This window comes from Sporosarcina jeotgali, assembly GCF_033304595.1.
GTDB classification, from domain to species: domain Bacteria; phylum Bacillota; class Bacilli; order Bacillales_A; family Planococcaceae; genus Sporosarcina; species Sporosarcina jeotgali.
This window is the reverse complement of sequence record NZ_CP116341.1, coordinates 1,412,465-1,425,126: the sequence shown is the minus strand read 5'-3', so window position 1 is coordinate 1,425,126 and position 12,662 is coordinate 1,412,465. Positions and strand designations below refer to the sequence as shown.

Genomic DNA, 12,662 nt, shown 5'->3' with positions numbered 1-12,662 from the left:
AAGACGTTCAGCCTATACGGCTGAACGTCTTTTTATGGCGTCATCTTTTTAATGATCGTTTCATGCTGCGGGAATCGCTCTACCAATTCTTCTTCAGTGAACAACTTAAAATCCTCAAAATCAAACCCAGGTGAAACCATGCAGCCTACAAGTGCATAATCGCCGCTTTCAATCATAGATGAACCAAATATAGCCCCTGCAGGGACAAGTATTTGCGGTTGTTCACCTTGTTCCATGTCCAATCCTAATTTCACTGCTGAATACTCACCATCAGCTGAAATCTTATGGACAGTCAGCGCGCTTCCATCGTGGTAATACCAGAGTTCGTCTGACTGCAGCTGATGAAAATGGGAAACTTCTCCGTCCGCTAACATGAAATAGATGCTTGTATAAAGCGGTCTTGCTCCCGCAGGTGTATCAATCGTACTTCCAGCTGCATAAGAGCTGGCAAAGCTGCCGCCTTCAGGATGGCTTTCCAGCATTAATTGTTTTGTCCAATACGCTGCATTACGTTTCATGAGTTACTTCCTCCTCTTTACTAAGATAACGGTCTCGCCAAGCAGAGCGTTCCTCTCCGACTACAAGCTGTTCTAATGTTTCATCCCACTGATCGCTAAAGGTATTCCAAATTCTTGCATACAAGGCATCTTGATTTGGGTTGTGGATATGAAACTCGAAACACGGAATCTGTACTTTCTCGATTGCAGTAACTTTCAAAACTTGTTCTACAATGCGCTGGCGCTCTGCCGTATTGTCCTGTTCTACTATTGCAGAAAGTTCCGTCTGCAACAAGTCTGCAGGAATTGTATCTGCTGACCAGTTTTCGGGATCCCGATCATATCGGAAAGAATCCAGATTTCCTTGTAATGGATGAGATTTCTCTGCTTCTAAGAATTCGTCATGAAGCGGACTTATCAGCAGCTCAGTCTCTTCAATTTCCGTTTCGTGAAGAAGCATGCCCGTCTTCAATTGTGCAATGCCTAATTGTGTAATTGACCAGCAGTCCTTATTCACAACAAGTCCTGCACCTTTCATAATCGAAAGCAAATCTTCAATAAATAATAATTCAACCCCGAGCATCTGTGCAAGTTCTTCAGGACGCTCAATATTAAGTTTTTGCAGAGTCATCAACATCATTTTCATCAGGACATCCATCTTTGTTTTCGTTACCGTATTGTAAGAAACCAGGACTTTATGGGCTGTAAAAGTCCACGATTGTTCAGAAAGAACTTTACTATCCAAGGATTGTTGTAATTCTTTTTTCAGCTTTTTTTTAAGTTCTTCCACGTTAAGATTGCACTCCTATCGTTACGAGCCCGATTCAACAAGTGAACGGATGCCGCCTTGTTTGCTGATTTCCTCAAACAAATGCTGATACATATCACGAGTCAATTTCGATTTTGGTTTGTTGATGAACATTTCTGAACTTCCGACAATCACTAAAAGCTCTTTCGCACGGGAAAGTGCGACATTGAGACGTCTGTAGTCTTTTGCAAAGCCGATTTCGCCGCTTGCATCCCCATGATTCCGAACAAAACTCACAATGATGATGTCCATTTCCATGCCTTGGAATTTATCGACAGAACCAGTTCGGAATATAAGATGCTCTGACTGAAGTTCCTCTTGAATCATCTGATTAATGCGTTTAACTTGCTCGCCGTAGAAGCTGATCACTCCCACTTGTTTTTTTGAATTTACATGCAGTTTCCCTTGTTCAATCGCTTTTTCAGCAGCCTGATCTAAATCCAGTATCATGTCTCGTATAGCTTTCAGTTCACTTTCATTATAACGGCTTGTTCCGCCTTTTGGTTTCGCTTCATAGAAATCAGGTGTATTAGGTTGATCAATCCAAAGTAAATGGTCATCCGGCTTAATGGTTTTTGTTTCAAGATGATGCGCGCGTGCTGTATCAGAATCAGGAAGCCCGCAAACAAGCTCGTACCCGTTTTCATTGTAGAACGGTGTTATGGACTTCATAATACGTTCATGCATTCTATACTGGATCGCTAACATCGTCTTATTTTGTTTTGGCAGAGTTCTGAACAATCGTTCAAAGAGAGATTCTTTCAACAAACGTTCCATATCTCTTTTCTGTTCATCATCAGGCATTTCCTCTAAAAACTCTTCCATCGTTTCTTGACCGACTAATGGCGGAAGCTGATGATGATCTCCTACAAGCACAATCTTTTTCCCTTTTAGCATAGGGAGTAACAGTTCAGGCGGAGTTGCTTTGGAAACTTCATCTATTATGACTAAATCGAAAACCGGATATTCTTCTACAAATTCTTTTCGAGCAGAAGCAACACACGTAGTACCAATTACGTTTGCGTGTTTAACATATAGTTTCCGGATTTCATCCAAGTCATATGGGCTTGCTTCAGTCAGCATCTGATGCCAATTCTTTTGAACGGATTGAATTGCTGGAACATTTTCAAGTTGCTTTGTAATCTGCTCCATCTGTTGTTTCAATTCTCTTTGGTTACTGGAGTTTTCCGCCAAAAGAGGAGCGGGGTCAGTTAATAATACTTGCGAAAGTGTCTCTGCCTGACTTTGTTTATCAGCTAATATTTTTATGAATCCATTTAACTGCTCGCTTTGTTCTTCTTCCACCACAGTGCATGAATGGATGTCAGCTCGAATTGTTTCCCTTTGTTGATGGGCTTTTTCAAGGTCTGCTTCAACAGCCTTAAGAGTTTTCTCTGCTTCAAGCACTTCTTGTATGGTTTTAGATATAGCAATATGCGAGGCTTCAATCTCATTAAGGACATCAGCTATCACTTCGGGTGACTGCGTTTCATCACTTACGGTCCGGATTTCCATTAGTTGTCCGTTTAACTGATTAAAACGGTCTTGAATGCCTTGTTGTTTAGCAGTTAGTTCAATAAGTTTCCCATTGAATATTTCTGCTGCGATTTTTTTAATGTCTTCAAACAACGACGCTGTAGATTGCGCTTCTAGAAGAAATGCAGAGATGAAGTTCTTTCGATCATGCAGCAGCCCAACAGCTTTCGTTAAATTTTCAAGACAGTCGTAAGATTCTACTGAAAACGATGTTGTGCTTAGGATCTTTTTAACGTTTGGCTGAACTAAATAACGGCCGACTCTGCTAACCGTTTCGTGAATTGACTCCAGCGTGTGGCGATTACGAAATCCTTTCGGAATGCGTATACGATTATGGAACTGATGCTCCTCCAGAATTTTCGTTACAGTAGTGATTGCTTTATCAATCCGCAATACCGTATCAGACCATGCTGAAAAGCTCTCTTCCCCGCCAACTTCTTGAACCCGATCAATTTGGCGAATCAGATTGGTCATCTTCTGATCAAGTTCTGGTGTAGGAACAAAGTTTACTTCGTCCAATAAATCCTTCAAGTCATTCAGCTTTCCTACAGACGTTACTTTAGAGAGAACTCCTTGATAAGTTTCAATTTGTTCCGAATTATGGTTAATCGCTGTTTGCAACTCATTTACTTGAGCGGCCATTTCTGCTAACGATTGACTCGTTTTCAGCAGGTCAATTCTGTCTTGCAGCTGCTGGCGTTCCTGTTTCAGTTCAGTCAACTTTAAGTTGCCTGAAGAAATTTCAGTCGTTACTTTCTTTAATCGACTAATTTCAGACATGGTTTCTTCGAGCTTAATCTCTGCTGATTTCCTCGCACCTTCATTTTTTTCGACAGCAAGCTGTGCATCCTGTTTTTTCTGCTGCACTTCTTTTAGTTCTTGTTGGATTGTACGAAGCTTTTCTTTGTTTTCATTCCAGGCGGCCTGCTGTTCAAGTAACTCAGTTTGCTGCTCTACTAGCGCAGCAGATTTTTTTTGTACTGTTACTTCCTCTTTTCGAAGAGTAGCCTCGAGCTGATTGTGTTGGTCCAGCTGGAATTCCATCGCCTCTAACGTTTGTGTTCGCCAATGCTCCGCAACGTTTTCTTCAATGAATTTGCGTCCTTCTTCTTCAATGCTTTCAGTTCTGCCATAACGGAGAATTCTTATGTCTTGATTGTTCAGGAGTCTTCCTAAGGCATTATCTACTGCCAGATTTGCCTGTGATGCTACGAGTGTGCGTAAGCCTGCTTTTACAGCTTGATTGCAAATCTCAGAAATAACAGTTGTCTTTCCCGTTCCCGGAGGGCCTTGAATGACATATAAGTCATTCGCATTCATGGCTCCATTAACCGCTTCTTGCTGGTACTTGTTCAAAGACGTTTCGAACTCCAGCGGTTCTCTTCGATTCGTAATTTTCACAACTGGGCGTTCTTCAAACAAGATTTTCTCTAAGTTAGCATTCGCAGCCAGCCCATTTTGAAGATCTTTGAATCCTCTTCTCAGTCTTCTGACTTGACTCAGTTCTGCAAAGTTACTGAAAACAATTGACTCAAAATCGTTTCCTTGAAATCCTGTTTTCCGCGCACTTTGTACAGCGCCATTCTTGAGCTCTACATCTATGCGGTTTGTTTTCTTATCCGCGTTGACCACATTGCCCAGATCAAAAGAAACTCCTGCAAATTTTGCAGAGAATCCTGTGATCGTTCTCCAAGCTTTGTTAGGCAGACCATCGATTCGGATAGAAGCCGTACGGAAATCTTCACTTAGCGTGACAGATTTGACACGGGCGTGAATATCTTCAACATCCGCATTTTTCTCCATGATGCGCAAATAGCCTTCCCAGCCGCCAATTCGCTTTTTTACGTATTCCGAACGCTCTTCTGCAATTGGAAGTTCACGTAAAAGCGTGGCAAAATCAATGGGCAATGAAATCCCAGAGCTTTTGCCCAATTTGAATTTGACGTTCGCCCCCAGCCGGCGATTTGTTGCTGCTGGTTCTCGTTTGCCTCGCACATGAAATCCCGTTGCGAGGAACCCATCATTTTTAACAATACATTCTAATACAGGGACACGGCCATCCAGCAGTTCATTCAGTTTCACATTTTCTTCAGGGTCAAAGAAAAACGAAAAAGCTTGGCTCCCTTGCTGATTTTCAGGTCTTTTTTCAATATGTACAGCGAAAGATTTTTGCATAGCAAAAAAAGCGTGTTCGTCTTTGGCGATTTTTCCAATCCCATTACGAGCACTCGTTGTCATGGTCAACTCACATTTTACCGTCTTTTCAAACGTATCCCGGTTCATTGCCTTCACTTCTTTCGGTCCGTAAAAAAAGGTCAGCCATTAAAAAATGGCTGAACCTGTTCTTATTAATCATCTAGTATCCATTATAAACGAAAACAGCATTTGCTGCGAGTGCGAAAAGACATGTTACGATGGTTCCCTTTCACCTTGAATAGCATCCGGTTCCGTTCCAAAACGTGATTTCATTCTTTCCATCTCTTCCAAGGGGATTACTTTGCGAGTGAATGACTTAAGTGAATCGAGTTGAATCGTAACTTGCTCCAATTCCCCGCTATCGTAAAATGGCTCTTCCCAATAAACCGCATCCATATCTGATGAAGCTAATAGACGGATCATTTGCATATTAACTCCACCTGCAGTATCTTCATCCGATACAATTATCTCTTCCGGTGTGTAGTCAGATTGAGTTACGTACAAGGTCTTCTGATCCCCTTGCAATTTCGACGCATGTTTCACAAATTCTTCTAGCGATGCTGGATGATTCATAACGCCACCTCCTTCAGGTACTCCAGTGAGTATTCCCTTTTAGGCAAGGGTTGTAAACAACGCCTTTTCTGCTATCTATGTTGTCTTCTTAATAATAGACTGTTTTGGATTTATCCAAAACAATTACACTCACAAGAAAACCTAATGCAAGAAAACTAAAAGAACCGATTATATATACAACACGAATCTCATAGAACTCCGCTAAAACTCCAATTAGTGCAGTAAATACTATTATTAGCAATGCTTCTAATACGCCAAAAACACTCGAAAACCTTCCCATGATCGATACTGGAACATTATTTTGATAAAAAGTTAAGAATCCAATGTTTGCAAATGACAACGCAAATGTCAAAATGAAAAAACCTGCTGATGCCGCTATAAAGCTCTGCGAAAATGCAAAGGTCAAATAGCCGACCGGTGTAAATATCGCACCAATGTCAATCAGCACATTCGTTTTAAACCGACTGGCAAATAAAGCATTTGTCAAAGATCCTGCAATTATCCCTAGTCCGGCAACACTCACAAGAAATCCATAAGCACTTTCCGATAAAGAAAGCACATTCGTTGCGAATGCTGCTTCTAAAGAATCCAGCCCCGTCATAAAAACAGTAATTCCACAAAAAAGTATATAAACCCATGCACTATGCCTATTTGATTTACTGTAAGCCAAAATTTCCAGCCAATCTTTTTTGATTATTTTGATGCTCATTTTTTCAGAAGTAACAGGTTTCTCGTTTAAGATGTCCAAGTTTGGAAGAAGGTATATGACTATGGCGGACATGCATAATGCCAGAGAATTTAGTTGTACCGCTAGATACGGAGTGCCCATAATAAACAGAAAACCTGCAATAGAAGGTCCTAGAATAAAGCCGCTTGAATTAATAAAATTTCTAAGTGCATTAAATCTTTGTCTGTTTGTCTTAGGAATGAGCTTCGTCATATAAAGACAACAAAAAAATCCCACCCCCATGTCAATAGACTTGAGGACGAGACTTCATGAATTTAGAAGTTCGCGGTGCCACCACAGTTTGTTCTTGTGTCGCCACAAAAACCTTTTCAAGTACGTATACTGATTTCAGTATAGAAAATACTTTATCTCTATAACGGGAGAACCCGGCACACAATCAATTTCATGAAAATAAAATATCCTATGTGCAGCTTCGAGGTTTGTTTCCATGTGCTTCTGCATTCTCCTTCTCAGCTAACGGAGTTCTCTGTCATGCTTTGGCATATGTACTTGGCTCTTCATCGCTTTTCGATTTTAATATATGTTACCACAATTCATAATAATTGAAAGTGTAACTTACAATTATTTTCTAAATAATGAAAGCAGACAAATTATCGGTATTAAATAAGGGTGTTGAGGAGTGGAACATTCTTTCTGCGGCAAGCAGCACTTTTTATATGTTCATCGCATGTTTTCTTAAAGGATTTCCTAATTGGAAGTTGAGAATAATGAGCTTGCTGCATATCAGTTATGCGTGAGCAGCAACTCTATGAGCGGTTTCTTGGTATTTATGAGCATTATTCCAGGGTTATGAGCGGAATTTTGTATTTATGATCACTTTTCTGTAGTTATGAGCAGATTTCCAGATTTATGAGCACATCTAGAAGTTTATGAGCACTTTCAAGGATTTATGAGCACATGCAGTAAGGTATCACCATTCCTATGAGTTCCCGCAAGCATTATTAGAAAAGTTCCCCATAAAAAAAGCTGCTGCTGGAACCAGATTTCTCTGATTCCCTCGGCAACTCATCTTACATAACTCACCTATTCAATTAAGTGAAGTCACGTTCAATCTTCTCTTCCCATTTCTTATGGAACACTTCTTTATCGTTCTCCCATGCTTTCAATTCATTCATAAGATAATAATGAGTTTCGTCAGCAGTAATCGTACTCTTCGTCTCCAAGTACGTCTGCCACTCGTCTTTCCCGACACTTAACGTCCAATCGCATTCCACACGAGCGCTGAGTGGATCATTTTCTCGAATGGTATAGACATTTCGATTGGTACTTCCGTATTCAAGGCCATTGCAATGCAATTTGCGCTTGCCTTCGTCGGAAAAGTCATCGAGCGTCCAAACTCCAGTCGCTGCATCTTGCTTCACTTCTCGTGTACGGCCCGCTTCACGCATAATATCTTTCTCAAGTACTGGTGCTGTTTCTGCTTGAGCAAAAGGTTTCAGTGTGCTGTCAAGATCTTTTGGATTTCTAAGCGGCAAGACGAGTGACGTCTCTTCACCAGTTCCTAGAGTAAAGGTTACTGCTTCCGGGAATGGCCAAATATGCGGCCAGTAGTTCGGTGAAACCGCAAGCTGCCAATGATGACCTTTTTGCAGCGTGTGGCCTATGACATTCATCTTCACGGTGATGTCATATGGCTTTCCAGGCTCTAGATAACTTGGATGTTCATCGCTGTCACGGTGAGTTAAATTCAATACTCCCCATGTGACTCGAGTTGAAGAGCCATCGGGTGCAACGTCATTAAGACGGACCACCAAGTGGGCAGCTTTTTTATCCGATTTAATTTTGCAGCGGAATTCCGGTTCGCCTAGAATTGCCTGATCTTCTTCAACTGGCGCTGCATCGAATACAACCGCCATGCCGTTTTCTATTCGCTGGTCTGCTGGCAAATCTCCTGGCTGGCCAAATGGACAGAAAACACCTGCATACAATCCATGCTGCTGGACTGACGAGACAATCACTTCTTTGCCCTCTGCTGTTCCACTTAGGTTCTTTCCGTTCAAGAACAGCTGCTTTTCCAAAACGTTCGCTGGCGGCCATTGCTGTTCAGCGACCCAATGTCCGGGACGATAGGAATAATCAGTTTGCGGAGGAACGCTGTCTTGCATATAGACACGAAGCATCGGCTCATCCATAATGCCGGTCTTCTCTTCTTTTAGCCATTCATCCCACCAGCGGACTGCTTCTTGCAAGAATCCGATTTGAGGGCCAGGTACCGCCATTTCCGGATATTCATGCGCCCACGGTCCAATCAATCCTTTTCTAGGTCCTTTTAAGCCGGTTAACAATCTCGGAATTGCATTTGTATAGCCATCTGCCCAGCCGCCCACTGCAAAGACTGGAATTGTCACATCTTCATAGTTTTCTATAACAGAGCCGTGTTTCCAATACGAGTCGTAGCGCTGATGGCGAACCCACTCTTCTGCATATGGAGGAGTCAGTTCCATACGCTCGAGCCAATTTTCTCTCCATGAATCCCCACGGACTTCCGGGTATTGAGGACGTGCGTTATATGCAAACATCGTACTTGCCCACCAGAGCATATCGGAAGCAAGCATCGCGCCCCCTTTGTAGTGGACGTCATCTGCATAACGATCATCTGTTGAACATAACGTGATGATTGCTTTCAACGACGGATGTTGACGGGCGGCAATTTGGAGTCCATTGAATCCGCCCCATGACTTACCGATCATCCCGACACTGCCTGTCGACCAAGGCTGTTTTGAAATCCAGTCCAATACTTCTAATGCATCGTCTTGCTCCTGCTTTAAGTATTCATCATATAAAATACCGTCTGAGTCTCCTGTACCGCGGATGTCAACACGAATGCTCGCATACCCATGACCTGCAAAGTAAGGATGACGAAGTGAATCACGCAGTGCTGTGAATTCATTTTTGCGATACGGTAAATATTCAAGAACGGCTGGCACCGGTGTTGTTTCTGCATCTATCGGCAACCAAATGTGTGCAGCTAATTGAGTTCCGTCTGAAAGCGGAATCATGACGTTCGATAATTCTTTCGTTTCTTTCGGAAATTTTGTACGGATTGTACGATTCGTTTCTCTAACATTAAATACCATAGGAAATGCCTCCAATTATTTGTGTAGGTTTTGGTTTGGAAAATCTTCTCTCAACCATCTGATAAGTGAAACCAGAAGAAGAATATAAATGATGAAGATTGGTACAGCTACGACAACTGCTGAGGTCTGTATGACACGAAGTCCGCCCACTAACAGTAATGATATCGATAATATCGCCAGTATTGCACCCCAAATCATTCGGTGCCAGCGTGGAGGATCTTCCCCAGGCTGTAATTCTTTCGTAGCAACAGCCGCTAAAATGTATGTTGCTGAGTCCATGGATGTTGAAAGGAAAACCACACCAACAATCACAAAGAATGGCAACATGAGTACATCTAATGGCAAAGAACGAAGGATTTCTACTACTGCAGCTGGTCCGCCTTGTTCAGAAAGTGTTTTTGCGACATCGGCAATTCCTTGTAATTGCAAATTCATAGAATAGCCTCCGAAGACCATGAAGTAGATCCAGCCTCCGATTGACCCCCACAAAAGCATGTGAGTAATCAATTCACGCAGCGTTCGCCCTTTGGAAATCCGGGCTACGAATAATCCCATGAACATAGCAGTTGCAGCAAACCAAGCCCAGTAGAATACTGTCCAGCCTTGAGGGAATCCACCTTTGGATATCGGATCCGTGTGGAAACTCATAAATGTGAAGTTTTGGAGCATCATTCCAAAACTATTCGAGAAATACGTAAGTATAAACGAAGTAGGTCCTGCGATGAAAACAAAAAGAGCAAGGGCAATTGCCAAGTAAATATTCAGATTACTTAGCCTTCTAATCCCTTTTTGCAAGCCTAAGTAAGCACTGGCCGAATAAATAATTGTAATGAGCGTGACGATAACGGCGTCCAATCCTAAAGACGGTTCAATCGACAATATGGAGCCTACAACCGCAGAGACCATTGGAACACCTAGACCTAGTGAAGTTCCAAGACCGCCAACTAAACTCCAAATTACGAGGACGTCAATAAGTTTTGCAACCCATCCATCGGCATATTTGCCGAGTGCGCCACTCAGAGCTGTACTAATTTTTAAGGAAGGCCGTTTCCTTACGAAATACGAGTATGCAATTACGACCGTTGGGAATGCATATAACGACCATGCTGAGATTCCCCAATGAAATAATCCGTATGTAAGTGACCATTCAGCAGCTTCGTTCGTACCTGGTTCTATTCCAAATGGCGGACCTGAAAAGTACGAAATCGGTTCAATCATGGACCAATACATGATACTTGTTCCCATTCCAGCGGTAAACAGCATGGCTCCCCAACTGAAATTTGAAAACTCAGGTTTTCCCTCTCCCAGTTTAATGCGTCCGAATTTACTAAATGCAAGCCATATTAGAAATACAAATAGCCCGAAAGTAAGAAACTGGAATGCCCAATCCATTTTAAATGTAATGAAAGTCATGACATCATCCAGTACAGGTTCTGCACTTTCTCTAAATACTACAAGTAAAACGGTTGCCAATAAAATAAATCCTATTGACGTCCAAAATACGAAAGGATCTAATTTCGTTTTCTGCATCCTTCAGCCCCCTTTTTTTGTTTCACAAACGCAACTTTGATAACGCTTTCAAATAACATACTTCCTCTATATTTGATCAAGATTGTCTAGTCAAAAAAGATTGCAGATTCATCATTATTAATTTATAATCATGATTATCTTGTGAACGTGTTTATACTATCAGAATAAATTTGCAAGTACAAGTATAGTGCATACTGAATTAGACTGGTAGAATTGTACAACAACTGATAATTGAGAGAAGCGAGGCGCTTTAATTGGATAAGAAAAAGCTTCAAAAAAGTAGAATGTGGAAGTATTTTGTGGAAGCTGCAACCGAAATTATTGAAGAAGAAGGGGCGAGAGCTGTTACCATTCGTAAAGTCGCAGACCGGGCAGGATATAACAGTGCAACCATTTACAATTATTTTGATGAATTTTCACACTTGCTCTTTTTTGCATCCATGCGATTAATGAAAGAATATACGGTTGAAGTAACGAGACGCATGAACGATAAAACATGTGCTTTAGATCAATATATGACTGCTTGGGAATGCTTCTGTGAATATTCATTTCAGCAGCCGGATATCTTCCATTCTGTTTTCATCCGTGATTTAGGAGATAACCCCGATCATTTGCTGGAGAAGTATTATGAATTCTACCCTTCGGATCTTGTAGACGTTCCTGAAGAAATCAGAATGAGCCTGCTTGAACAGAATGTAGTAAAAAGAGGCAATCCAATCTTAAAAAGAGCAGTCGAACAAGGCAGCCTGGACTTAGAAAAAATCGAATCGCTCAACGAAGTAACTATTCTAATTTGGCAAGGAATGCTTATGAATTTCCTAAATAATCGGATTGACGCCACTCCTGAGGAAGCCGCAAGCCGCACCATGTTCTATGTAAAAGAGATCATTGATCGCTTAAAGTCCTAAAAATTTTAAAAAGCCATACGGGGTTACTCCTCCGCATGGCTTCTTTTAATTGATTGCGAGTAAGTTCACATGGTCTGCTTGATCTTTCTCATTCAAGATAAACTGGATCTCGTACTTCCCGAGCTTATAAATATAACTGTTTTGATGGGTTTCCTTAAGGGTTCGTTTTTCATCAGGTTCGCCCAATTGCTCTTTTAAGTCCGTTGATGTGATGCCGCCTAAATTTGTTTGTCTTTCAACATTTGTTCCAAGATACCGTGCTTCCACCAACAGACCATTTTCGTCATATCTAAGATCATAGGAAGCTTGCCCCATTGACCCTGTATAGCGATCGAACGTGTTTTGTCGCTCAGGTTTTCCGATTGTGTTATATACTTCGGTTTGTGTAGTCTTTCCTACGTAAAATCCGTCATTTAAATGATACACTTCACCTTTTTTTCCATCTTCAACCAATCCGTTTAATGTATTAATTGCCATTTGCTTTTGTTCTTTTTCAATTGATTGTTCTTCAGCGCTATCTTGCTCAGATGATTTTTTGTCATCCTCATCTTCTGCTTTTTCATGGCTCTGCTCTGAATCTTGTCTTTCATCCGGTTTGGCCTCTTCATCCTCGGATGTCGTATTTTCACCGTTACGTTGACCGCTTGCGTTTGAATTTTTGTCAATTTGCCCGGTATCGCTGGTTTCATGTTGAGTTGAATTGTCTGTTTCGTCTGATGTGGATGCAGAACAAGCAGCTAAACTTCCGCTTAATACAATTAAAAGCATTATAGGAACCCTTTTCATACT

At 41.5% G+C, this 12,662-nt stretch carries 9 protein-coding genes; 1 reads left to right on the top strand and 8 read right to left on the bottom strand.

Features of this window, described 5'->3' with window-relative positions; genetic code table 11:
• Positions 1 to 32: 32 nt before the first annotated feature.
• The 7 genes from PGH26_RS06855 to PGH26_RS06825 all read right to left on the bottom strand — a co-directional run bounded on the left by PGH26_RS06855 (position 33) and on the right by PGH26_RS06825 (position 10,965).
• On the bottom strand, positions 33 to 518 hold the full coding sequence (locus PGH26_RS06855) for a cupin domain-containing protein (protein ID WP_323693247.1): 486 nt from the start codon (positions 516 to 518) through the stop codon (positions 33 to 35).
• A complete protein-coding gene (locus PGH26_RS06850; RefSeq protein ID WP_323693246.1) occupies positions 508 to 1,287 on the bottom strand; it encodes a hypothetical protein in 780 nt (259 codons plus the stop codon). Before PGH26_RS06850 ends, PGH26_RS06855 begins: the two co-directional genes overlap by 11 nt.
• Positions 1,288 to 1,308: 21 nt before the next feature.
• Positions 1,309 to 5,124 (bottom strand): AAA domain-containing protein, encoded by a 3,816-nt coding sequence (locus tag PGH26_RS06845; protein ID WP_323693245.1) that lies wholly within the window; start codon positions 5,122 to 5,124, stop codon positions 1,309 to 1,311.
• Positions 5,125 to 5,250: 126 nt separating this feature from the next.
• The gene (locus PGH26_RS06840) at positions 5,251 to 5,610 is read right to left on the bottom strand and encodes a hypothetical protein (protein ID WP_323693244.1); all 360 of its coding nucleotides are present in this window, start codon (positions 5,608 to 5,610) and stop codon (positions 5,251 to 5,253) included.
• Positions 5,611 to 5,698: 88 nt separating this feature from the next.
• Complete coding sequence (locus PGH26_RS06835) at positions 5,699 to 6,550, bottom strand: MFS transporter (RefSeq protein ID WP_323693243.1); 852 nt, start codon at positions 6,548 to 6,550, stop codon at positions 5,699 to 5,701.
• Between the two features lie 839 nt (positions 6,551 to 7,389).
• Positions 7,390 to 9,435, bottom strand: a complete 2,046-nt coding sequence (locus tag PGH26_RS06830; protein WP_323693242.1) for a CocE/NonD family hydrolase — start codon at positions 9,433 to 9,435, stop codon at positions 7,390 to 7,392.
• Between the two features lie 15 nt (positions 9,436 to 9,450).
• Positions 9,451 to 10,965 (bottom strand): BCCT family transporter, encoded by a 1,515-nt coding sequence (locus tag PGH26_RS06825; RefSeq protein ID WP_323693241.1) that lies wholly within the window; start codon positions 10,963 to 10,965, stop codon positions 9,451 to 9,453.
• Between the two features lie 254 nt (positions 10,966 to 11,219).
• On the opposite strand from PGH26_RS06825, the gene PGH26_RS06820 reads away from it, so the two are divergent.
• Positions 11,220 to 11,873, top strand: a complete 654-nt coding sequence (locus PGH26_RS06820) for a TetR/AcrR family transcriptional regulator (protein ID WP_323693240.1) — start codon at positions 11,220 to 11,222, stop codon at positions 11,871 to 11,873.
• Positions 11,874 to 11,918: 45 nt separating this feature from the next.
• Here the strand turns inward: PGH26_RS06820 and PGH26_RS06815 are convergent, their stop codons facing one another.
• Positions 11,919 to 12,659, bottom strand: a complete 741-nt coding sequence (locus tag PGH26_RS06815) for a DUF4309 domain-containing protein (protein ID WP_323693239.1) — start codon at positions 12,657 to 12,659, stop codon at positions 11,919 to 11,921.
• Positions 12,660 to 12,662 lie beyond the last annotated feature (3 nt).